The 21,661-nt window shown below is 72.5% G+C and carries 19 protein-coding genes; 10 read left to right on the forward strand and 9 right to left on the reverse strand.

What is annotated here, in order from left to right:
* Window positions 1-107 precede the first annotated feature (107 nt).
* The gene (locus ACDF64_RS04565) at window positions 108-392 is read right to left on the reverse strand and encodes an ABC transporter ATP-binding protein (RefSeq protein WP_394553659.1); all 285 of its coding nucleotides are present in this window, start codon (window positions 390-392) and stop codon (window positions 108-110) included.
* Window positions 389-982, reverse strand: a complete 594-nt coding sequence (locus ACDF64_RS04570) for a hypothetical protein (RefSeq protein WP_394553662.1) — start codon at window positions 980-982, stop codon at window positions 389-391. Before ACDF64_RS04570 ends, ACDF64_RS04565 begins: the two co-directional genes overlap by 4 nt.
* Window positions 983-1,198: 216 nt before the next feature.
* Between ACDF64_RS04570 and ACDF64_RS04575 the strand changes: the two genes are divergently transcribed.
* The 5 genes from ACDF64_RS04575 to ACDF64_RS04595 are packed head-to-tail and all read left to right on the forward strand — an operon-like array spanning window position 1,199 to window position 9,584.
* Window positions 1,199-2,686 carry a pyridoxal phosphate-dependent decarboxylase family protein gene (locus tag ACDF64_RS04575; RefSeq protein ID WP_394553663.1) on the forward strand — a complete coding sequence of 496 codons (1,488 nt, stop codon included), beginning with the start codon at window positions 1,199-1,201 and terminating at the stop codon, window positions 2,684-2,686.
* The gene (locus ACDF64_RS04580) at window positions 2,683-4,266 is read left to right on the forward strand and encodes a lysine N(6)-hydroxylase/L-ornithine N(5)-oxygenase family protein (RefSeq protein WP_394553664.1); all 1,584 of its coding nucleotides are present in this window, start codon (window positions 2,683-2,685) and stop codon (window positions 4,264-4,266) included. The genes ACDF64_RS04575 and ACDF64_RS04580 overlap by 4 nt, the downstream gene beginning before the upstream one ends.
* Window positions 4,263-6,725, forward strand: coding sequence for a GNAT family N-acetyltransferase (locus ACDF64_RS04585; RefSeq protein ID WP_394553667.1), 2,463 nt, complete (start codon window positions 4,263-4,265; stop codon window positions 6,723-6,725). Before ACDF64_RS04580 ends, ACDF64_RS04585 begins: the two co-directional genes overlap by 4 nt.
* A complete protein-coding gene (locus ACDF64_RS04590; protein WP_394553669.1) occupies window positions 6,718-9,003 on the forward strand; it encodes a penicillin acylase family protein in 2,286 nt (761 codons plus the stop codon). Before ACDF64_RS04585 ends, ACDF64_RS04590 begins: the two co-directional genes overlap by 8 nt.
* Window positions 8,991-9,584: a GNAT family N-acetyltransferase gene (locus ACDF64_RS04595; protein ID WP_394553670.1), complete on the forward strand. Its 594-nt coding sequence runs from the start codon at window positions 8,991-8,993 to the stop codon at window positions 9,582-9,584. The genes ACDF64_RS04590 and ACDF64_RS04595 overlap by 13 nt, the downstream gene beginning before the upstream one ends.
* Before the next feature lie 263 nt (window positions 9,585-9,847).
* Here the strand turns inward: ACDF64_RS04595 and pntB are convergent, their stop codons facing one another.
* The 3 genes from pntB to ACDF64_RS04610 form a co-directional block, all read right to left on the reverse strand.
* On the reverse strand, window positions 9,848-11,272 hold the full coding sequence (gene pntB / locus ACDF64_RS04600) for a Re/Si-specific NAD(P)(+) transhydrogenase subunit beta (RefSeq protein WP_394553672.1): 1,425 nt from the start codon (window positions 11,270-11,272) through the stop codon (window positions 9,848-9,850).
* A 37-nt stretch (window positions 11,273-11,309) separates the two neighbouring features.
* A complete protein-coding gene (locus ACDF64_RS04605; protein ID WP_394553673.1) occupies window positions 11,310-12,866 on the reverse strand; it encodes a Re/Si-specific NAD(P)(+) transhydrogenase subunit alpha in 1,557 nt (518 codons plus the stop codon).
* Window positions 12,867-13,097: 231 nt separating this feature from the next.
* On the reverse strand, window positions 13,098-14,267 hold the full coding sequence (locus tag ACDF64_RS04610; RefSeq protein WP_394553674.1) for an aminotransferase class I/II-fold pyridoxal phosphate-dependent enzyme: 1,170 nt from the start codon (window positions 14,265-14,267) through the stop codon (window positions 13,098-13,100).
* Between the two features lie 141 nt (window positions 14,268-14,408).
* On the opposite strand from ACDF64_RS04610, the gene ACDF64_RS04615 reads away from it, so the two are divergent.
* Window positions 14,409-14,780, forward strand: coding sequence for a hypothetical protein (locus ACDF64_RS04615; protein WP_394553675.1), 372 nt, complete (start codon window positions 14,409-14,411; stop codon window positions 14,778-14,780).
* A gap of 21 nt (window positions 14,781-14,801) precedes the next feature.
* Here ACDF64_RS04615 and ACDF64_RS04620 read toward each other — a convergent pair whose 3' ends face one another.
* On the reverse strand, window positions 14,802-15,125 hold the full coding sequence (locus ACDF64_RS04620; RefSeq protein WP_394553677.1) for a SelT/SelW/SelH family protein: 324 nt from the start codon (window positions 15,123-15,125) through the stop codon (window positions 14,802-14,804).
* Between the two features lie 124 nt (window positions 15,126-15,249).
* Here ACDF64_RS04620 and ACDF64_RS04625 point away from each other — a divergent pair, with 124 nt between their 5' ends.
* Window positions 15,250-15,684 (forward strand): hypothetical protein, encoded by a 435-nt coding sequence (locus ACDF64_RS04625; RefSeq protein WP_394553678.1) that lies wholly within the window; start codon window positions 15,250-15,252, stop codon window positions 15,682-15,684.
* 28 nt (window positions 15,685-15,712) lie between these two features.
* On the opposite strand, the gene ACDF64_RS04630 is transcribed toward ACDF64_RS04625, so the two are convergent.
* Together ACDF64_RS04630 and ACDF64_RS04635 are read right to left on the reverse strand one after the other, a co-directional pair.
* Window positions 15,713-16,141 carry a cupin domain-containing protein gene (locus ACDF64_RS04630; RefSeq protein ID WP_394553679.1) on the reverse strand — a complete coding sequence of 143 codons (429 nt, stop codon included), beginning with the start codon at window positions 16,139-16,141 and terminating at the stop codon, window positions 15,713-15,715.
* Window positions 16,138-16,593: a DUF2809 domain-containing protein gene (locus ACDF64_RS04635; protein ID WP_394553680.1), complete on the reverse strand. Its 456-nt coding sequence runs from the start codon at window positions 16,591-16,593 to the stop codon at window positions 16,138-16,140. Before ACDF64_RS04635 ends, ACDF64_RS04630 begins: the two co-directional genes overlap by 4 nt.
* A 200-nt stretch (window positions 16,594-16,793) precedes the next feature.
* Between ACDF64_RS04635 and ACDF64_RS04640 the strand changes: the two genes are divergently transcribed.
* Window positions 16,794-17,429 (forward strand): antibiotic biosynthesis monooxygenase, encoded by a 636-nt coding sequence (locus ACDF64_RS04640; RefSeq protein WP_394553682.1) that lies wholly within the window; start codon window positions 16,794-16,796, stop codon window positions 17,427-17,429.
* Between the two features lie 15 nt (window positions 17,430-17,444).
* Here ACDF64_RS04640 and ACDF64_RS04645 read toward each other — a convergent pair whose 3' ends face one another.
* Complete coding sequence (locus tag ACDF64_RS04645) at window positions 17,445-18,962, reverse strand: MATE family efflux transporter (RefSeq protein WP_394553684.1); 1,518 nt, start codon at window positions 18,960-18,962, stop codon at window positions 17,445-17,447.
* Between the two features lie 143 nt (window positions 18,963-19,105).
* Here ACDF64_RS04645 and dinB point away from each other — a divergent pair, with 143 nt between their 5' ends.
* Window positions 19,106-20,302: a DNA polymerase IV gene (gene dinB, locus ACDF64_RS04650; protein ID WP_394553686.1), complete on the forward strand. Its 1,197-nt coding sequence runs from the start codon at window positions 19,106-19,108 to the stop codon at window positions 20,300-20,302.
* Window positions 20,303-20,500: 198 nt separating this feature from the next.
* Complete coding sequence (locus ACDF64_RS04655; protein WP_394553687.1) at window positions 20,501-21,661, forward strand: ABC transporter substrate-binding protein; 1,161 nt, start codon at window positions 20,501-20,503, stop codon at window positions 21,659-21,661.

Genomic DNA, 21,661 nt, shown 5'->3' on the forward strand with positions numbered 1-21,661 from the left:
CAGGCGGCGACGGGCCTCCCCGGTGGTCGAGTAGGCAGCGACGAAGGAGCGGCTGATCTCGATACGCGTCGCCGCTCCGCGTCGGCGCTACTCGATCACCGGTGGCGTCAGTGCGCCGGGGGGCGCTCCTCGCCGGGCGTGCCGTCGTCGTCGCGGAGCTCGGCCTGCTCCGAGGCATCCGGCTTCATCGCCATCGTGAGCAGCGCGAGCACCATCAGGACGATGATGAAGACGCCGCCCGTGGCGATGAGCGTGATGGTCCAGTCGCGGGTCCCGAAGAGCGTGATGACGCCCACGAAGATCGCGGCGATCGCGGCGCCGCCGACGTACTCGGCGGGGCGGAGGATCTCGCGGCGGCTGGGCTTGTAGCCGTCGCCGGGGGACTGGGTCACGGTTGCTCCGTTCGTGGTGCTGCGGGCACGTCGACCGCGGGTGCGGCGGTCGCCCACTTGAGCGAGAGTCCTCCGATGACGAGCGCGACGCCGAGCACGACGAGGTAGCCGCCGAGGAACCCGACGACCGTGACCGAGTCGGACGGCACGACCAGCACGACCACGGCGTAGGCGGCGGTCAGGATGCCGGCGGTAAGCCAGTCGCGTGCGGCGGGCGTGCGTCCGCGGGCCCGGAGGCCCGCGAAGATCTCGAGGATGCCGGTGATCGCGGCCCACGTGATGAGCAGGACGGCGAGGAAGGCGAGCCCGCCGGGCACGGTCAGCGCGAGGAGGCCCGCCGTCGCGGTGACGACGGCCTGGACGGCGAGGATGACCCGGATCGCGCGGTCCTCGACGAGGCGAAGCGACAGCGCGCCGACGACGAGGCCCGTCAGGATCGCCCACGCGCCGAAGACGACGAGGCCGACGGCGGGGGAGTGGTCCTGGACGAACGCGATGGCGGCGCCCGGCACGAGCGCGATGACGCCTCTGGTGACGGGGACGACCCAGTAGCCCGCCCGGATGGGCGCAGCGTCGTGGACCTCGGCCACGGGGACCTCTTTCGCGTCGGAGGGGATGTCGATCCATCCTACGCGGGGCGTTGCTGGGAGCCCGCCGTCACGGAATGACACGGGTCGACGCCCATGCCGAACGCTGCTAACTTAGGCGAGGCTTACCTAAGATCGCCCCTCGAATGCGGGGCGACGGCGTGCCGCTTCCGGCCGTCGATCCCCCCGAAGCCCGACACCAGAGGGAGAGCATCCGCCGTGCCCGACATCCTGAACGCCGCGTCCGCGGACGAGTACGCGACCGCCGTCGGCGCTGTCGTCGACCGCCTCGCCGCACGGTTCCAGACGGTCTCGCAGCCGTTCTCCGGAGCGTCCCGCGCCGACCTGCAGTCGCTCGTGGACGCGGTCGACCTCGACGCCGCCGGCATCGGCACGGCCGACGCCCTGCGCGAGCTCGACGACCTCTTCGTCGAGCACGCGGTCTGGTTCCACGACCCCGCCTACCTCGCGCACCTCAACTGCCCCGTCGCCGTGCCGGCGGTCGCCGCCGAGTCGATCCTCGCGGCGATGAACCCCTCGCTCGACACGTACGACCAGTCCACCGTCGGAACCCTCATGGAGCGCCGCCTGGTCGAGTGGACCGCCGCGCGCATCGGCTTCGCCGACGGCGACGGCGTCTTCACCTCCGGCGGCACGCTCTCGAACCTCCAGGGTCTGCTGCTGGCCCGCGAGGCGGCCGTGGCCGCCGCCCGGGCGGACCTCGGCCTCACCCGGTCGGATGCGATCGCCCGCCTGGTCGTGCTCGCGACCGACTCGAGCCACTTCAGCGTGCAGAAGTCCGCCCTCCTGCTCGGCCTCGCCGACGACGCCGTCGAGCTCGTCCCGGTCGACGCCGAGGGGCGGATGCGGCCGAGCGAGCTCGCCGCCTCCGTCGCGGGGCTGGTCGCCGCGGGCCGCCTGCCGATGGCCGTGGTCGCGACCGCGGGCACGACCGACCGCGGTCGGATCGACCCGCTCGCCGCGATCGCCGACGTGTGCGACCGCGAGGGGATCTGGCTGCACGTCGACGCCGCCTACGGGTGCGGCCTGCTCGTCTCCCCGACTCGGCGCGACCTGCTCGCCGGGATCGAGCGCGCCCGGTCGGTCACCGTCGACTTCCACAAGAGCTTCTTCCAGCCGGTCTCCTCGAGCGCGATCGTCGTGCGCGACCGCGTCGACCTCGCGGCGATCGCCTGGCACGCCGATTACCTGAACCCGCTCGAGAACGCCGAGCCCAACCAGGTCGACAAGTCGCTGCAGACGACCCGGCGCTTCGACGCGCTGAAGCTGTGGGCCACGCTGCGTGCGCTCGGCGCCGACGGCATCGGCGCGCTCTTCGACCGGGTGGTCGACCTCGCCGCCGACGTGCGGCGCGCGGTCGGGGCATCCGACGACCTCGAACTCGTGGGCGGCAGCGACCTCAGCACCGTGCTCTTCCGGTACGCCCCGGTCGGATGCCCCGAGCCCGAGTCCGACCGGCTCGTGCCGCTCATCCGCCGGGTGCTGTTCGAGTCGGGTCGGGCGCACGTCGCGAAGACCGTGATCGACGGCCGGCCGTGCCTCAAGCTCACGCTGCTCAACCCCGAGACGACGCTCGCGCAGGTCGAGGCGGTGCTCGACCTCGTGCGCGCGTCGGGTGAGGCGCTCCGCGACGCGGCGCACCTCGACGAGGCATCCGAGTCGCTCGCGGCGGAGGCGGCCCGATGACCGCCTCCGCGACCACGGCGAGCGCGGCCCGACCGACCGCCGCGACCCGTGTCCACGACCTCGTCGGCATCGGCATCGGCCCGTTCAACCTCGGCCTCGCGTGCCTCGCCGACCCGCTCGACCTCGACGCGGTGTTCCTCGACTCGGCCGACGGGTTCCGCTGGCACCACGGCATGATGATCGAGGGCGCGACGATCCAGGTGCCGTTCCTGGCGGACCTCGTCTCGATGGCCGATCCGACCTCGCCGTTCTCGTTCCTCGCGTGGCTGAAGGAGCGCGGCCGGCTCTACCCGTTCTACATCCGCGAGAGCTTCTACCCGCTGCGCGCCGAGTACGACGCGTACTGCCGGTGGGCGGCCGATCGGCTCGACACGCTCCGGTGGGGGCGGCGGGTGACCGAAGTCTCGTACGAGGCATCCGACGACGTGTTCGCGGTGCGCTCGGTGGGTGTCGATGGTGACGGCGAGCCCCTGCCGGGCACCGCCGAGGTGCACCTGGCGCGGCACGTCGTGCTCGGCATCGGCACCGAGCCGACGTTGCCCGACGCGTTCGCGAGCGTCGCCGAGCGGGTGGTGCACAGCGCCGACTTCCTGCATCGGCGCGACGAGTTCGGCGCCGCCCGCTCGATCGCGATCATCGGCAGCGGACAGTCGGCGGCCGAGATCTACCGCGACCTGCTCGAGACGATCGACGAGCACGAGTACCGGCTCGACTGGATCACGCGGTCGCCGCGGTTCTTCCCGATGGAGTACACGAAGCTCACCCTCGAGCTGACCTCGCCCGAGTACACCGACCACTTCCACGCGCTGCCGCCCGCGGTGCGCGACCGGCTCGGCCGCGAGCAGCGGAGCCTCTACAAGGGCATCTCGGGCGACCTCGTCGACGACATCTTCGACACCCTCTACCGCAAGAGCGCGGCGCGGCCGGTGCCGACGAACCTGCTCACCGACACCGAGGTGGTCGGGGCGGTGGCGCTCGGGCCGGGCTCGGGTTCGGATGGCTCGGGCGCCTCGGCTTCGGATGTCTCGACCTCGGACTCCTCCGATGCGTCCGGCCCCGGCGCATCCCGGGGCGTCCGCCTCCGGCTCCGCCACGCCCAACTCGGCGAGGAGTACGACTGGGCGGTCGACGCGGTGATCGTCGCGACCGGCTACCGGGCGCGCGTGCCGTCGTTCCTCGACCCGCTCGGCGACCTCGTCGAGCGCGACGAGGTCGGCCGGCTCGCCGTCGCACGCGACTACTCGGTCGACGGCGGCCGCGGGCGGATCTTCGTGCAGAACGGCGAGGAGCACACGCACGGCCTCACCGCGCCCGACCTCGGGTTCGGCGCGTGGCGCAACTCGAGCATCCTCGCGTCGATCCTGGGCGAGGAGCCGTACCCGATCGAACGCCGGATCGCGTTCCAGGAGTTCGGCGTCCCGGCTGCGGCGCGGAGCGCGGGATCCGATGCGGATGCCCCGGCGGAGCCGGTCGCGGATCGCGTCGCGCATCCGGGGTCGAGTCGGGGGTCGAGTCTGGACTCGGGTCGGGACTCGGGTCGGGACTCGAGTCGTCGCGTCGAGGCGGGAGCGCGCCGATGAGCCCGGCTGCCGCAACGGTCGCGGCGTTCGACCTCGACACGCCCGCCGGGCGCCTCGCGATCAGGCCGATCGATCCCGACCGCGACGCTCCGCGCGTGCAGGACTGGCTCTCGGATCCGCACTCGGCGTTCTGGCAGATGGGCGACCTCTCGGTCGACGAGGTACGCGCGTACCTGCGGGGCGTGGCGGCCGACCCGCACCAGTCCGCCTGGCTCGGCTCGCGCGACGGCGAGCCCGCGTTCCTCGTGGAGACGTACGACCCCGCGCAGGTGCTCCTCGCCGACGTGTTCGACGCGGAGCCGGGCGACGTCGGCATGCACCTGCTCGTGGCGCCGCCGCGCGGCGAGCGCGTGCACGGGCTGACCTCCTCGGTCATGAGCGCCGTGGTCCGGTTCTGCCTCGACGCGCTCGGCGCGACGCGCATCGTCGTCGAGCCCGACGTCCGCAACACCGCGATCGCCCGGAAGAACGCCGAGGCCGGGTTCCGGATCGTCGGCGAGGTCGACCTGCCCGGCAAGCGCGCGAGCCTGGCGGTGCTGGATCCGCGCGACGGCGCGGCGCCCGCGTCGGCGCGTGAATCGGCGCCTGCATCGGTCCCCGCGGGGCCCCCCGCGCCCGCGCCGGCCCCCGCGTCGGCGTCGGCGTCTGCGCCCAGCGCCGACCCGGCCCGCCACCTGCGTCCGGAGACCATGGAGCGCGCGCAGCGCCACCTCGTCGCCAAGGCGATCGCCGAGTTCACGCACGAGCGGCTGCTCGCCCCGGCGGTGCTCGACGTCGACGGGGGCGAAACCGACGGCGCGGGCCGCACCGGCTTCCACCGACTCGACACCGGCGCATCCAGTTACACGTTCTCCGCGCGCCGGAACGCCCTCGAGCACTGGTCGATCGACGAGGCGAGCCTCAGCCGGACGATCGACGGCCGGCCGGCCCCGCTCGACGCGCAGGAACTCGTGATCGAACTCCGCGAGGACCTCGGCATCCCCGACCAGCTGCTCGGCACCTACCTCGAGGAACTCGCCTCGACGCTCGCGAGCGCCGCCTTCAAGCTCGATCGCGGCGACCTCCCGGCGGCCGAGCTCGCTGTCGCGGACTTCCAGTCGATCGAGTCCGGCATGACCGAGGGCCACCCCGGCTTCGTCGCGAACAACGGCCGCATCGGCTTCGGGCTCGACGAGTTCCGGGCCTTCGCGCCGGAGGCGGGGGCATCCGTGCGCCTCGTCTGGCTCGCGGCCCGACGCGACGCGACGCACCTCGCGCTCGGCCGCGGACTCGACGAGGACGCGCTCTTCACGGGCGAACTCGGCACGGCCCAGCTCGCCCGCTTCGCCGGGCGGCTCGCCGACCTCGGGCTCGAGGCATCCGACTACCGGTGGTTCCCGGTGCATCCGTGGCAGTGGCAGCACCGGATCGCCGTGACCTTCGCACCCGACCTCGCGCGTCGCGACCTCGTGCACCTGGGAGCAGGCGACGACGACTATCGGGCGCAGCAGTCGATCCGCACGTTCTTCAACGCGTCGCGGCCCGAGCGCTCCTACGTGAAGACCGCGATCGCGGTCCAGAACATGGGATTCCTCCGCGGGCTGTCGCCCGCCTACATGCGCGCGACGCCCGTGATCAACGACTGGGTCGCGGACCTCGTCGCGTCGGATGCCACGCTGCGCGAAGCCCGCTTCGAGGTGCTGCGCGAGCACGCGTCGATCGGGTACACCGGCGACGCGTACCACCGCGCGCCCGCGCCCTCGGCGCAGCGGAAGATGCTCGCCGCGCTCTGGCGCGAGAGCCCGGTGCCGCGCCTCGCGCCGGGCGAGCGGCTCGCGACCATGGCGGCGCTGCTGCACCGGGATGCCTCGGGCGCGTCGATCGCGACCGCGCTCGTGCGCGCGTCGGGCATCCCGGCCGCGGACTGGGTGCGCGCCTACCTCCACGCCTACCTGCGCCCGGTCGTGCACACGCTCCTCGTGCACGACCTCGCGTTCATGCCGCACGGCGAGAACGTGATCCTCGTGCTCGACGGGCACGTGGTCCGCCGGGTGTTCATGAAGGACATCGGCGAGGAGGTCGCGGTGCTCTCGGGGCGGCCGGAACTCCCTGAGGAGGTGTCGCGGATCCGATCGGTCGTCGAGCCGGCCGAGCAGGCCCTCGCGGTCTTCACCGACGTGTTCGACGGCGTGCTCCGGCACCTGGCCGCGATCCTCGACGGCGACGGGGCGCTCCCGGAGGCCGCGTTCTGGCGGCTCGTCGCCGAGTGCGTCGACCGGCACGCGCAGGAGCACCCCGACCTCGACACCTCGGTCGACCTGCGCGCCGACCGGTTCGCTCACTCGTGCCTCAACCGGCTGCAGCTGCGGAACACGCTGCAGATGGTCGACCTCGCGAACCAGTCGGAGTCGCTGCTCTACGCGGGGACCATGGCGAACCCGATCGGCCGGTCCGTGATCCCGGCGCCCGCTCATGGGTGAGCATCGGCCCGGGGCATCCGAGCTCTTCCGCGACGCACTCGGCGTCCCGCACCTGCGCGCCGACGACGAACTCGCCCTCGCCGAGGCCCAGGGATACGTCACCGCGATCGATCGCGCCTGGCAGATCGAGGTCGACCGGTGGCGCGCCGAGGGCCGCCTGGCCGAGCGGATCGGCCGAGCGGGCGCCGACTGGGACCGGTTCGCCCGACGCGTCCGCCTCGCCGACACCGCCGAACGCGCGTATGCCGCGCTCGATGACGACGACCGCGCGTGGGTCGACGCGTACGTGCGCGGCGTCAACGCCGGACTGCCCGCGGGCCGCGCCGCGGCGCCCGAGTTCGCGGAACTCGATGGTGTCGAGGCGTTCGCCGGACATCCGGTCGCAGCCTCGCCGTGGCCGGCCTGGGCGCCGCTCGGGGTCTTCCTGGTCGCGCACGTGCTGTTCTCGCCGTTCCCGAACCTGCTCTGGCGGTTTCACGTCCGGCGGCAGCTCGGCGACGCGCTCGTCGACGCGTTCACGCCCGGAGCGCCGAGCGGCGCCGGCAGCAACGCCTGGGCGATCCACGGCAGCCGGACCGCGTCGGGCGCCCCGATCCTCGCGGGCGACCCGCACCGGCTCCTCGAGCTGCCCGGGGTCTACCAGCAGGTCCGGCTCGCGTGTCCCGACTACGACGTCGTCGGGCTCGCCTTCCCGGGCGTGCCCGGCGTGCAGCAGTTCGGGCACACCGGTTCCGCCGCGTGGGGCATCACGAACGCGATGGCGCACGGCGTCGACGTCTTCGCCGAGCGCCTCCGCGAGATCGACGGCCGGATCGAGGCGCTCGGCGCGGACGGCTGGGAGCCGGTCGAAGCGCAGGTCGAGTCGATCGCGGTGCGCGGCGAGGGCGCGGCAACCGTGCGCGTGCTCGAGACTGCGCGAGGGCCGGTCGTCGCCGGGTTCGAGTTCGCGGATTCCGGTGCAGCGGCTTCCGAGGCGGCGGATTCCGACGCGGCGGCTTCCGACGTACCGGCGTCCGGCACTGCCTTCAGCCTCCGGATGCCCGCTCGGGTCGACGCCGACCTCGGCTTCGCCGCATTCCGCCCGCTCCTGCGGGCGCGGCGCGCCGACGACGTCGTCGCCGCCTTCGACCGGTGGGTCGATCCGGTGAACCGCGTGCTCGCGGCGGATGCCTCGGGCACGGTGCTCCGGTGGACCGCCGGGTGTGCGCCCGTTCGATCGGTCGCCGAGCGCCGCCTCCCGCTCGATGCCTGGGCGGATTCGACCTCGCCCGGGATCCGCATGCGGCAACCTGCCGAACCGGTCGCGCAGTTCGCGGTCGACGCCAACGAACGGCCGGACCGCGAGGGCCACGACCTCGGCTACGCCTACCCCGCCCCGACCCGCGCGCGACGCATCGCCGAACTCCTCGAGCCGGTCGACGCCGCGACACCGGACGACATGGCTGCGATCCACGCGGACGTCCTCGACGCACGCGCCGTCGCGCTCCTCGACCGACTGCGCCGGGCGCTCGCGTTGCGCGCGTCGAGCGCGGGCCGCACGGCCTCGCCGGGAACGTCGACCGGGGCCGCGGCGCTGGCCGCGACGCTGCTCGGCTGGGACGGGCACCGCCGCGCAAACGACCCTGCCGCCGGCGCGTTCGCCGCCTGGCACTCGGCACTCGTCCGCCGTATCGCGGGTCATTCCGCGCTCGCACCATTGCATACCCCGCACGGAATGGGTGCCGTCTTCGACCCGTGGTTCTCGGTCGCCCAGCGCGTCGGCGACGCGCTGGAGTCGCTCCTCGAGGCACCCCGACTGCACATCGACGCGGATGCGGAACTCGTGGCGGCGCTCGAGGATGCGTCGCGCGACGAGTCCGTCCGCGCGCGGTCCATCCACGCCGAGTCGATCCATGCCGATGCCGACATGGACGCGAGTGGGACACCTGCGTGGGGCATCCGCCACCGCCTCGTGCCGCTGCACGTCCTCGCCGAGGTGCCGGGCGCGAGGGCAGCCGGGGTCCGATCCGTCGGGCTCCCGGGCGCCGGCGACACCGTGTGCTGCACCGGGTCGGTTCCGGGCGTGACCGACCTCGCCTTCCGGGGATCCGTCGCCCGATGGGTCTGGGATCTCGGCGACCGCGAGCGCAGCCGGTGGAACGTGCCGTTCGGGGCATCCGGCGTCCCCGGCGACCCGCACTTCGACGACCAGCTCGCGGCGTGGGCCCGCGCCGAGACCACCGCGATCACGACCGACTGGAGCCGGCTCCGGCGAGAGGGGTCCCCATGGAACAGCTGACCACGGGTGCTCCGGGCGAGACCGTGCACCGCACGACCGATCGCGTCCTGGGCGACCTCGAGCTCCGCGTGCTCGACGTCGACGAGCCCGCCGACCTCGACGTCGTCCACGACTGGGTCCGCCGGCCGTGGGCCCGGTTCTGGGGACTCGGCGGGCACTCGCGCGAGGAACTCGCCGAGGTGTACCGGTTCGTCGATTCCCTCGAGACGCATCACGCGTTCCTCCTCCGCCGTGACGGCGAGCCCGTCGCCCTCGTCCAGACCTACGAGCCCGCCCACGACCCGGTGGGCGAGTGCTACGAGGTGCGCGAGGGCGACGTGGGGCTGCATTTCTTCCTCGGGGGTCGAGGCGCGCCCACCGCCGGGCTCACGACGCGCGTCGCGATCGCGCTCGGCGGGTTCGTGTTCGCGGATCCGCGTGCGCGACGCGTCGTCGTCGAACCCGACCTCGCCAACGGGCGTGCGGTCGCCCTGCTCGAGCGGCTCGGGTTCGCGCTCGGGCCGGTCATCGACCTGGGGCACAAGCACGCCCGGCTGGCGTTCCTCGACCGGGCCGGCTACGAGGCGCTGCGCGCGCGCTGAGCCATCAGCCCGCCGAGCCATCAGCGCGCTGAGCAATCAGCGCGCGTCGAGCCATCAGCGCGCGTCGAGCCATCAGCGCGCGCAGCGCCCCGAGACCGCCGGGATCGGGTCATCCACTCACCGCGTGGACGCGAATCGCCGCTCCCGACCTCGGGAAGCGGCGATTCGCGTCCATGCGCGCCCGGCTGCAGCGCGCCCGGCCGCAGTCGCGCGCGCCCGGCCGCAGCCGTGGGCGGCAGGGCCCGGCCGCGGCGCGCGGCGCCTCAGAGCGCCTTGAGGATGTCCTCGACCCGCTCCTTCGCGTCGCCGAACAGCATCTGGGCGTTGTCGCGGAAGAACAGCGGGTTCTGCACGCCCGCGTACCCGGCGTTCATCGAGCGCTTGAAGACGATGACGTTGTCGGCCTCCCACACGCGCAGCACCGGCATGCCCGCGATCGGGCTGCTCGGGTCCTCGGACGCGGCCGGGTTCACGGTGTCGTTCGCACCGATCACCAGGACCACCGAGGTCCCCGCGAGCTCGTCGTTGATCTCGTCCATCTCCTCGACGATGTCGTACGGCACCTTCGCCTCGGCGAGCAGGACGTTCATGTGACCCGGGAGCCGCCCGGCGACCGGGTGGATCCCGAATCGCACGCCGATCCCGCGCTCGCGCAGCTTGGCGGTGAGGTCGGCGACCGGGTACTGGGCCTGCGCGACGGCCATGCCGTACCCGGGCGTGATGATCACGGTCGTCGCGTTGCGCAGCATGTCCGCGGCCTCGGCCGCGCCGATCTCGCGGGTCTCGCCGGTCACCTCGTCGCCCGACGCGGGCGCCGCGATGCCGAATCCACCCGCGATGACCGAGATGAACGACCGGTTCATCGCCTTGCACATGATGTAGGAGAGGTAGGCACCCGAGGAGCCGACGAGCGCACCGGTCACGATGAGCAGGTCGTTGTTCAGGAGGAAGCCCGACGCCGCCGCCGCCCAGCCGGAGTAGCTGTTGAGCATCGAGATCACGACCGGCATGTCGCCGCCGCCGATCGACGCGACGAGGTGCCAGCCGAGCGCGAGCGCGAGCGCGGTGACGACGACGAGGAGCCACAGCTCGGGCGTGATGACGTACCAGACCGTGAGCGCGACGAACGCGACGAGCGCACCGAGGTTGAGCACGTTCTTGCCGGGCAGCATGAGCGGCTTCGAGCTGATCCGCGCCGACAGCTTCAGGAACGCGACGATCGAGCCGGTGAAGGTCACGGCGCCGATGAAGACGCCGATGAACACCTCGGCGTGGTGGATGTCGAGCAGCGCGCCTTCGAGGTCCTCGGCATCGAGCGCGCCGTTCCAGCCGACGAGCACCGCGGCGAGGCCGACGAAGCTGTGCAGCAGCGCGATGAGCTCGGGCATCCCGGTCATCTCGACGACGCGTGCGCGCCACAGGCCGATGCTGCCGCCCACGAGCAGGGCGATCAGGAACAGGATGCCTCCGAGCATGACGCCCGGCTCACCCCAGGCGCCGGCGAAGGTCGCCCAGACCGTCGCGACGAGGGCGATCGCCATGCCGGCGATGCCGTAGCCGACACCACCCTTGGCGGTTTCATGTCGGCTGAGGCCGGCGAGGCTCAGGATGAACAGCAGCGCCGCGACGAGGTAGGCGGCTCCGGCGATCGACGCGGGCGTCAGGAGGCTGGTTGCGGATTCGGGCATGTGCGTTGGGCTCCTCGGTGCAGTCTCGGGGTCTCGGTCAGCCGGCGGTCCGGTCGCCCTTGGCGAACATCGCGAGCATCCGTCGGGTCACGGCGAATCCGCCGAAGATGTTGATCGAGGCCAGCAGCACCGCGACCGCGGCGAGCACCTGGACCGGGAGCACGTCGCTCGTGATCTGCACGATCGCGCCGACGATGATGATGCCCGAGATGGCGTTCGTGACGCTCATGAGCGGGGTGTGCAGGGCGTGCGCGACCTTCCCGATCACGTAGAACCCCACGACGATCGCGAGGGTGAGCACGGTCAGGTGCTGGGGGAGCGGCGCCGGCGCGACCGCGCTCACCGCGAAGAGCGCGGCGATGCCGAGCACCACGAGCCCGGCCCTGCGGGCGGGCGTGAGCCACGGGCGCTTCGGTGCGACGGTCTCGGCCGGCCCGGTCGACGGGCTCGCCGCGGCGGCGGGCGCCGCCGACACCTGCACGGGGGGCGGCGGCCACGTGGTCTCGCCGGAGCGGACGACCGTGACGTTCCGCTGCACGACGTCGTCGAAGTCGAGGACGAGCTCGCCGTCCTTCTCCGGGGTCACGAGCTTCAGCAGGTTGACGAGGTTCGTGCCGTACAGCTGCGACGCCTGCGCGGGCAGGCGCGACGCGAGGTCGGTGTAGCCGAGGATGATCACGCCGTTGTCGGTCTCGATCCGCTCGCCCGCGACCGAGCCCTCGACGTTGCCGCCCTGGCCCGCCGCCATGTCGACGATCACGCTGCCGGACTTCATGCTCGCGACATCCGCCGCCGTGATCAGCCGGGGCGCCGCGCGACCCGGGATGAGCGCGGTCGTGACGATGATGTCGACCTCGCGCGCCTGCTCCGAGTAGATCTCGGCCGCGCGCCGGTCGTACGCCTCGCTCGTCGCCTTCGCGTAGCCGTCGGTCGACTGCTCGACCTCGACCTCGACCTTCAGGTACTCGCCGCCGATCGACTTCACCTGGTCGGCGACCTCGGGGCGCGGGTCGGTCGCGCGGACGATCGCGCCGAGGCTGGATGCCGCGCCGATCGCCGCGAGTCCCGCGACGCCCGCGCCGGCGACCAGCACCTTCGCCGGCGGCACCTTCCCGGCCGCGGTCACCTGCCCGGTGAAGAACCAGCCGAACTCGTTCGCAGCCTCGACGACGGCGCGGTACCCGGCGATGTTGGCCATCGAGCTCAGCACATCCATCGACTGCGCGCGCGAGATGCGCGGCACCGCGTCCATCGCGAGCGCCGTCACGCCGCGCGCCGAGAGCGCGGCCAGGAGCTCGGGCCGGAAGGCGGGGCTCAGCAGGCCGATCAGCGTGGTGCCGGGTTCGAGGAGCGCGATCTCGGTGTCGGTCGGCGGATTCACCTTGAGCACCACATCGCTGCCGAACGCGTCGAGCGTGGACCCGATCTGGGCGCCGGCGGCGATGTACGCCCCGTCGTGGAACGACGCGTGCAGTCCCGCGCCGGCCTCGACGACGACCTCGTAGCCGAGTCCGATCAACTGCCGCACCGTGGTGGGCGTCGCCGCCACCCGGGACTCGGGGGCCTGCTCGGCCACCACTCCGATCCGCGCCATGTCTGCTCCTCTTTCTCATCGAGGGCACGGCGTGCCGCTCGGTGCTGCTCCAAGCATGCGCCCGCGACGGCTCGTCGGGACAGAGCGAGCGGATGCCGCGTTCGGGGGGACGTTCCGATGCGGCGGCGGGGGCGCGGGGATCACTGTAGGCAGGCGGGTGACGCGAAGAACGGATTTTCGCTGCTCCACGCGGCGAAAGATGCGTGATTCTTTCACCGAGGGAAACACCGCCTATCCGGAGGCCGCCGCCACGAGCGCCGGCAGGGCCCGCTCGATCGTGCCCATGGTCGCCGTCAGTGATACCCGGAAGTGCGCGGGCCGGTCGAACAGCGTGCCCGGCATCAGGAACACCCCGCGCTGCGCGAGCGCGTCGCAATACGCCGCCGCATCGCCGCCCGGCGCGCGACCCCACAGGTAGAAGGTGCCCTCGGGCCGGGTGAGCTCGTAGCCCGCCGCGCGCAACTCGTCGACCAGTCGGTCGCGTTTGCGGGTCAGCTCGCCGAGGTCGATCGACACCGTCTCGAGCGCGGGCACCGAGTACTGCATGATCGCGTCGGGGAAGCCCCATCCGATCGCGAGCTGCAGCGGCATCATGGCCGCCCGCAGTTCGTCGCGCTCGTCGCGTGGGAGCAGCGGCGAGAGTGCGAGGTAGCCCAGCCGGGCGCCTGGCGCGAGCAGCACCTTGCCGTAGCTGTAGTCGATGACGGTCCACGGGTAGGCGGCCGCCGGGCTGTCGAACCCGAGGCCGTCGAAGCGGATGCGGCGGTACGGCTCGTCCGACACGATCCAGATCCGGCGGCCGTGCCGCGCGGAGGCCGCCTCGAGCACGTCGGCGAGTGCCGCCCAGGTCGACCTCGGGTAGATGCGGCCGGTGGGGTTGGCCGGCGAGTTCACGACCACGATCCGCGTCCGCGCGGTGATCGCGCGCGCGACCGCGTCGACGTCGAGGTCGAACGTGGCCGGATCGAGCGCCGCCTCCACGGGCACGAGGTCCGCGGCGTGCAGCATCGGCGCGTAGCAGAACCATCCGGGCACCGGGATCACGACCTCGTCGCCGGCATCCGCGAGCATCGCGAACGCGAGCGACAGGGCACCGAACGCGCCCTGGGTCATCGCGATGTCCTCGGGTTCGAAGTCGAGGCCGAGTTCGGGACGCAGCCCGGCCGCGACCGCGTCCTGCGCGGTGCGCAGGTTGTCCTTGTACGCGAACCAGTCGACCGATCGCGGCTCGACGTTCGCGCGGAGCGCGTCGACGAGCCCGGGCAGCGGCATCTCGTGCGGGTTGCCGAACGTGAAGTCGAGCGCATCGGGATCCGAACCCGCCGCCCGGATCCGCCCGAAGAAGTCCGTGACCACCGCGACGGATCCGCGCGCGTCGAGCGCGCGCCTGGAGAGGACCATGACGACCGCCTTCCGGCTTGCGTGGGAACGCGGCCAGCCTCCTCCGGGCCGGCCGGAGCGTCAACCGGTCGAGGATGCCCCGATCCGACGCATCCGTCCCGGAGACTGGTCACCCTCGGCCGATGCGCGTAGCGTCGACCCATGGCGAAGCTCAGCGAGACACTGGCGGAGTCCGCCCCCAAGTGGGGCGCACGCGTGGCCTACGGCGAGAAGACCACGTTGAACGGCCACGACTTCGTGCCCGTTGCCATCGTCGCCTTCGGCTTCGGCGGGGGCGAGGGATCCGGCGAGACCCAGGAGGGGACCGCCATGCCGGCCGGCCACGGCGAGGGCAGCGGCGGTGGCGGTGGCGGCATCTCCATCCCCCTCGGCGCGTACATCGGCGGGCCGAAGGGCATGGAGTTCGAGCCGAACCCGATCCCGCTGCTGGTGGTCGCGACACCGGTGATCACGGCGCTCGGCTGGGCGATCGCGCTCATCATCCGCGCCGCGAAGCTCCGGCACGGGCGCTGACCGGCGTCGGTCGGCGCGGCTTCAGCGGTCCTGCGGCGATCCGTCGCCGGGGAGCCGGAACGGGCGGATCCGGTCGGCATGCCCGAGCGCGCGGTCGGGCGCGATCCGGTCGCGCACGCGCTGCTTGAGCTCGACGATGTCGGGGAATCCGCCGTCGTCCTTGCGGGACCAGACCTGCTCGCCGTCGGCGTGCACCACGAAGACCCCGCCCGTGCCCGGCACGAGCGTCACGGCGCCGCCGAGGAGTTCGGACTGGAAGGTGGTCAGCAGCTCCTGGGCGACCCAGGCCGCTCGCAGGAGCCATCCGCACTGCGTGCAGTACTCGATCCGGACCTCGTGGCTCATGGGAAGCGATTCTCGCAGGCTCGTCCGCGACATCGATCAGGATCCGAGAAGCGCCGCCCGCCGGCGCTGCCTAACGTGAGTACCGGGTCGACACGGCCCACGAGCATCGGACAAGGAGCAGGACATGGCTGGGAAGAACGACGGACTCTCCGTCGAGGAGCGCGAAGCGGTCAAGAACCGGGCGGCGGAACTGCGCGCGGAGGCGAAGGCCGGCAAGACCCGCGAGGCGGGCGAGAAGGCCCTGCGGGAGGCGGTCGACGCCCTCCCCGAGCCCGACAAGTCGCTCGCCGAGGGGTTCGTCCGGATCGTCGGCGAGGTCGCGCCGCACCTCGTGCCCAAGACCTGGTACGGCTTCCCGTCCTATGCGGACGCGAACGGGAAGATCGTGGTCTTCTTCAAGCCCGCGTCGAAGTTCGACTCGCGCTACGCGACCCTCGGGTTCGAGGAGGCCGCGCAACTCGACGACGGCGCGTTGTGGGTGACCTCGTTCGCGCTCCTCGAGCTCACGCCCGAGGTCGAGGAGCGGATCGCCGCGCACATCCGCAAGGCCGCGGGCTGACCGTCCGGCCCTCACCCGCTGGCGAGCGTCACCAGGGTGAGGGCCGCTCCGGGCCGCGCTCCGAGTCGTCGGGGAAGTGCGGGAGTTCGGTGCCGCCGGCGCGGATGCACAGCCAGCGCAGCTCGCCCTGGCTCTCGGGCACGCAGCGCCAGGTGCGCCACACGCCCTGCCCGACGCGCACGACCGATCCGGGGCCGACCTCGACCACGTCGTCGTCGAGGCCCATCTGCCCGCGCCCGGCGAGGAAGACGTAGAGCTCCTCGACGCGCGCGTGCCGGTGCCAGTACCCGGCCTCCTCGCCGGGTTCGAGCGCGTTGGCCGTCAGCCCGATGTACTGCATCGCGAGCTCGTGGTCGACGACGCGTCGTCCGTCGCGCGAGCTGTCGGGGCGGAACCCGCCGTAGTGCTCGCGCCATTCGTCGAGCGCGCCGATCTCGAGAACCTGGTAGTCCGTCACGTGGTCACCCTAGTGCGAGCCCGTGCGCGTGCGCCGCGCTGCGACGCCGCCGCGAGGCCCCAGGCGAGGGTGGCCCCGCCGAGATAGGCGACGAGGTCCCACGCGTCGAACGAGCTGCCGAGCACGAGCCGTGCCGGCGGCACCGCCGCGACGACGATCGCGGGCAGGCCGGTGAGCTGGAACAGCTCGATCGTCGCGGAGACGCCGAACGCGATCACGGCGACCGCCCACGGCCGCAGGCGCGGCGCGACGAGGAGGGCGAGGCAGCCGACGAGCGCGGCGTACAGGATGCTCCCGAGCACGTCGATCACGGGAGTCCGGTCGAGCACCTGGAGCACGAGGCCGAGGGCGAGGCATCCGATCGCCTCCGCGAGGGCGACCAGCCGCGCGCGGCGGTGGACGGTCGGGTCGGCGGCGGTATCGGCATCGGCATCGGCATCGGCGCGGGGCATCCGGCCAGTGAAGCAGTCGCCCGCGGCGACGCCGGGTCGACCCGCCAGCGCAGGAGCCCGGAACCCGGAACCCGGAGCCCGGCATCCATCCGGGTGCGTCGCCTACACTCGTTCCCCGGCGCACCCGCACACCCCGCGAGGCGCCGCCGACTCCCCGCTCCGCGACCACCGTCGCGCGACCCACGAGAGCCCCACCGCACATGGCCACGAACCAGCCCATCACCGTGTCGATCCGCCGCGAGGTCGACCCATCCCGCATCTCCGAGGCGACCGCCTGGGTGCAGACCGGCGTGAACCTCGCGAACCGGTACCCCGGCTTCCTCGGCTCAGGCTGGATCCGCGCCGGCGAGGACTCGACCGTCTGGCACATGCTCTACCGCTTCGCCGACGAGTCGTCGCTCGACGCCTGGGAGCGCTCGGGCGAGCGCGGCTGGTGGCTGTCGATGGGCGAGGGGTTCGTGCGCTCGGAGCGGAGCCGCCGCCGCACGGGCATCGAGGGCTGGTTCGACGAGCCCGCGACGGGCTCGGTCCAGGTCGCGGATGCCTCGGCCGGGGCATCCATCGCGGCCTCGAAGGTCGGTGCGACCGGCGCGACCGGCCTGCCGACCGTTTCCGTCGCGCCGCCGCGCTGGAAGCAGGCGGTGACGATCTGGCTCGGGTTCTTCCCGGTGAACCTCGCGTTCGGCTACCTGACCGCGCCGATCCCCGGGTGGGGCGACCTGCCGCTGTGGCTGCGCGTGCTCGCGACCACCCTCGCCCTCACGCCGGTGATGACGTACTGGGTGCTGCCGTTCGTGACGCGGTCGCTCCGAGGATGGCTCGCGCCCCGCGCGTGACCCCGGAGCAGCCCGTCAGCGACGGACCCTGCGCCGGATTCGGCCGACGCGGATGCCCCGCCGCGGGCGCCGCTCGGTCGCCACGTCGCTCGGGTCCACGACCGGGATCGCGCCGGTCACGATCGCGTCGACCGCCATGGAGCCGTCGACCGGCCCGATGACCTGGATCGGCGTGGTGGGTGTCGCCGTGCGCGGCTCGACGCGCATCCGTCCGAGGCGGCGGTGCTCGCGCACGTAGGCGGGGATGAGGAGCACGACCGCCCCGATCCACGCGAGCGGATTGCTCCACACCACCCCGACGAACCCGAAGATCGACCCGAGCACGACGGCAGCGCCCACGCGCATGAGGAGCTCGACGACGCCGGTGACGGTCGGGACCACGGTGTGACCGAGGCCCTGCAGCGCGCCGCGCAGGACGAAGAGCACGCCCAGCGCGATGTAGCTGAAGCCATTGATCGCGAGCATGGTCGCGGCGTCGGCGACGACCGCGTCGGAACCCTCGCCGACGAAGAGCCGGACGAGGTGCTCGCCGAACGCGATGAGGGCGGCGCCGAGCACGACGGCTGCGCCGATCGAGAGCCAGGTCGCCTGGACCACGCCGCGGCGGATGCGGTCGGGCCGGCGCCCGCCGAGGTTCTGGGCGGCGAACATCGACACCGCGAGGCCGAGCGACTGGAGCAGGGCGACGGCGAGCGAGTCGACTCGGGCTCCCGTGGTGTACGCCGCCACGGCCCCGGCGCCGAGTTCGTTGAGTGCGACCTGCACGGTGAGCGTGCCGATCGCGATGATCGACGCCTGGAACCCCATCGGCAGGCCGACGCGCAGGTGTTCGGAGACCTCGGCGCGGCGCACGCGCCAGTCGCCGCGGCGCAGGTGCAGGGCCGGCACGCGACGCCGCACGAACTCGAGGCAGAGCAGGACCGACACCGCCTGTGCGACCACGGTGGCGAGCGCCGCCCCGGCGACGCCCCAGTCGACCACGCCGACGAACAGCAGCACGAGCACGACGTTGAGCCCGCACGCGATCGTCAGGAACACGAGCGGCGTCCGCGAGTCGCCGATCGCGCGGATGATCGCCGACAGGAAATTGAAGAACATCACGGTGGATGCCCCGAGGAAGCTGATCTGCGTGAAGGCGGTCGCTTCGGGGAGGAGTTCCTCGGGCGTCTGCAGCAGGCGCAGCGCGGGCTCGGCGATGAGCGGCGCACCGACGGTCAGCACGATGCTCATCGCACCGGTCAGGAGCGTGCCGACGGCGACCGACCGCCGGACGGCGTCGTGGTCGCGCGCGCCGAACGCCTGCGCGGTCGGGATGGCGAAGCCCGAGGTCACGCCCCACGCGAAGCCGAGCAGCAGGAAGAGCAGGCTGCCGGTCGCCCCGATCGCCGCGAGCGAGAGCACGCCGAGGTGCCGCCCGACGACGATCGCGTCGGCGATCTGGTACAGCTGCTGCACGACGTTGCCGAGCAGCAGGGGGACGGCGAAGAGGAGGATGACGCGCCACGGGGCGCCGGTGGTGAGGGATCTGGCCATGGATGGTCTCGGGTCGCACGCGGAGGTCGGATGGTCGGCGCAGGTACGCCGTGCGACAGCCTATCGAATCGATTCGAGAGCGCACTCCCATGTCGGCGGTGCATGCGACGATCCAACCCGGCGATCGAGCGGAAGGAGGCGGCATGCGGGGCGAGGCGACCGTGCTGCACGCCGACCTCGACGCCTTCTACGCCTCGGTCGAGCAGCGCGATGCACCGGCCCTTCGCGGCCGACCCGTCATCGTCGGCGGCGGTGTCGTGCTCGCGGCGAGCTACGAGGCGAAGGCGCGAGGCGTGCGCACCGCGATGGGCGGTCGGCAGGCGCGCGAGCTGTGCCCGGACGCCGTGGTCGTTCCGCCCCGGATGGAGGCGTACTCGGCGGCGAGCAAGGACGTCTTCGCGATCTTCCGCGACACGACCCCACTCGTGGAGGGCATCTCGATCGACGAGGCCTTCCTCGAGGTCGGCGGACTGCGCCGCCTCTCGGGGTCGCCTGAGCAGATCGCCGTGCGCCTGCGTGCCCGGGTGCGTGCGGAAGTCGGGTTGGCGATCTCGGTCGGGATCGCGCGCACCAAGTTCCTCGCGAAGGTCGCGAGCGCAGTGAGCAAGCCCGACGGGTTGCTGATCGTCGAACCCGAGCGCGAGAAGGAGTTCCTGCTCCCGCTTCCGGTCGAGCGACTCTGGGGCGTCGGCGCGGTGACGGCGGAGAAGTTGCACCGCCTCGGGATCCGCACCGTCGGCGAGCTCGCCGAGCTCGAGGAGGCGACGGCCGAGCGGCTGCTGGGCCGGGCTGCGGGGGCGCACCTGCACGCGCTCGCGCGATTGCGGGATCCACGACCGGTCGACACCACCCGGCGGCGCGGATCGATCGGCTCGCAACGGGCGATCGGCTCCCGGCCACGGTCGCCCGAGGAGCTCGACGTCATCCTCTCGCAGATCGTCGACCGGCTGGCGCGCAGGCTCCGCGACCGCGATCGCGCCTGCAGGACGGTCGTGCTCCGCCTCCGCTTCGGCGACTTCACGAAGGCGACCAGGTCTCGCAGCCTGCGTTCGCCGACCGACCGGACCGCGGTACTGCTCTCCCTTGCGCGGGGCCTGTTCGTGGCCGCGCGATCCGAGATCGACGCGCGCGGCATCACCCTCATCGGCGTGTCCTTCGCGCAGCTTTCGCGTGGGGACGAGATCCCGCTCGAGCTCCCGATCGATTGGGGCGACGGGCAGCGACTCGACACCGTGCTCGACGGCGTGCGCGAACGCTTCGGCGCGGCATCCGTGTCCCGCGCCGCCCAGCTCGGGCGGGACTTCGGGTGGGACGCACCGCAGCTTCCGGAGCATGAGTAGGTCCCCACGATGCTCGGCATGGCCGCCTGAGCCGGCCACGCACCGACCGTCAGCCCTGGCGGCCGGGATCGTCCGCATTCCTCGCTTCCATACGCGTCGCGTCGTCATGTTGCGGAAAGAGTCGGGACATCCGAGGTTCCTTGTACACGCGTACTAGTCTCCTCGAGACCTCTTCCCCACGATCCTCTGGAGCCGACCATGTCCTACTCCCGGTCAATTCGTCATCGCGGTCTCGTCGCCGTGGCCGCCATCGGCCTCGTTGCGCTGACGGGCTGCGCAACCGCTGCGGCGACCCCCGACCCCTCGGCCGCACCCGTCGGCCTCGATGGGGAATCCGCCGAAGTCCGCGCGCAACTGACCGAGCTCTACGCGGCCGCACGCAGCGCCGGCGAGGTTTCGGTTGGCGTCGACACGCCCAACGCGGCAGCCTTCGACCAGCCCGATGCGCGCGGGTTCGGCAGGGTGGTCGCACAGTTCGAGGAGACCTTCCCCGGCATCGACGTCGTCCCGGTCGATGTCTCGTCGACGCCGCTGGCCGAGAAGATCGCGGCCGAGGAGAAGACCGGCAGCCGGGTCAGCGATGTCGCGCTGAGCAGCATTCCCGAACTGTTCGACCTGCAGGGAGATGAGCGTCTCGCCGACTTCGCACCGGCGAATGCCGACGCCCTCATCGATCAGGACAACTTCCGCGACCCCCGCGGCCAGGCCTACGAGATCGCCCAGGGGTACACGGGTCTCTCGTTCCACTCGTCGACGCTCGACGCCGACAGCGTCCCGACCACCTTCGCGGAGTTGGCCTCCCCGGAGTGGAAGGATCGCTTCGCCCTGCTCGGACCCGCCCAGAGCCAGGTCCAGGGGTTCCTCGCCGCCGCGCTCTACGCAGCCGACACCGGCGTGGAGGAGTTCGATGACGCGACCTTCCGGGCGGTCGCGGCGAACGCAGTGATCTCGAACAACCAGTCCACCTACGCGGCCGACGTCGCCTCGGGGAAGCACGAACTCAGCCTGTTCGGGCCGGCAGTCCTCACGCTCACGCTCAAGGACCAGGGGCAGGAGATCGACTTCGCCGACAGCGAGGCGACCCGTGCGAACTCGGTCTGGGTCTCCGTGCTCGACCAGGCGCCCAACGAGAACGCGGCACGGCTGTTCGCCGCCTTCCTGCTCTCGTCCACGGCGCAGGAGACGATCTCGTCCGGCACGTACTTCAACCCGACGATCGAGGGCGTGCCGGTCAACCCGCTCCTGGCGGGGATCGCCAAGCCGGTGCAGATCCCCTTCGACCAGGTCGTGGAGTACATCGCCCGGGCGAAGGAGCTCGCCCCCACCCTGTACCCGGCCGGCGCCGCGGACGCCGACTGA

This window comes from Agromyces sp. MMS24-JH15 (assembly GCF_043518605.1).
Lineage (GTDB): Bacteria > Actinomycetota > Actinomycetes > Actinomycetales > Microbacteriaceae > Agromyces.

Excerpts from the sequence above, each read along its gene's own strand:
- ACDF64_RS04640 (WP_394553682.1), top strand. The coding sequence starts at position 16,794 with ATGGCCACGAACCAGCCCATCACCGTGTCGATCCGCCGCGAGGTCGAC.
- ACDF64_RS04635 (WP_394553680.1), bottom strand. The coding sequence starts at position 16,593 with ATGCCCCGCGCCGATGCCGATGCCGATGCCGATACCGCCGCCGACCCG.
- ACDF64_RS04585 (WP_394553667.1), top strand. The coding sequence starts at position 4,263 with ATGAGCCCGGCTGCCGCAACGGTCGCGGCGTTCGACCTCGACACGCCC.
- pntB (WP_394553672.1), bottom strand. The coding sequence starts at position 11,272 with ATGCCCGAATCCGCAACCAGCCTCCTGACGCCCGCGTCGATCGCCGGA.
- ACDF64_RS04655 (WP_394553687.1), top strand. The coding sequence starts at position 20,501 with ATGTCCTACTCCCGGTCAATTCGTCATCGCGGTCTCGTCGCCGTGGCC.
- ACDF64_RS04595 (WP_394553670.1), top strand. The coding sequence starts at position 8,991 with ATGGAACAGCTGACCACGGGTGCTCCGGGCGAGACCGTGCACCGCACG.
- ACDF64_RS04625 (WP_394553678.1), top strand. The coding sequence starts at position 15,250 with ATGGCTGGGAAGAACGACGGACTCTCCGTCGAGGAGCGCGAAGCGGTC.
- dinB (WP_394553686.1), top strand. The coding sequence starts at position 19,106 with ATGCGGGGCGAGGCGACCGTGCTGCACGCCGACCTCGACGCCTTCTAC.
- ACDF64_RS04615 (WP_394553675.1), top strand. The coding sequence starts at position 14,409 with ATGGCGAAGCTCAGCGAGACACTGGCGGAGTCCGCCCCCAAGTGGGGC.
- ACDF64_RS04610 (WP_394553674.1), bottom strand. The coding sequence starts at position 14,267 with ATGGTCCTCTCCAGGCGCGCGCTCGACGCGCGCGGATCCGTCGCGGTG.
- ACDF64_RS04605 (WP_394553673.1), bottom strand. The coding sequence starts at position 12,866 with ATGGCGCGGATCGGAGTGGTGGCCGAGCAGGCCCCCGAGTCCCGGGTG.
- ACDF64_RS04590 (WP_394553669.1), top strand. The coding sequence starts at position 6,718 with ATGGGTGAGCATCGGCCCGGGGCATCCGAGCTCTTCCGCGACGCACTC.
- ACDF64_RS04645 (WP_394553684.1), bottom strand. The coding sequence starts at position 18,962 with ATGGCCAGATCCCTCACCACCGGCGCCCCGTGGCGCGTCATCCTCCTC.
- ACDF64_RS04620 (WP_394553677.1), bottom strand. The coding sequence starts at position 15,125 with ATGAGCCACGAGGTCCGGATCGAGTACTGCACGCAGTGCGGATGGCTC.
- ACDF64_RS04580 (WP_394553664.1), top strand. The coding sequence starts at position 2,683 with ATGACCGCCTCCGCGACCACGGCGAGCGCGGCCCGACCGACCGCCGCG.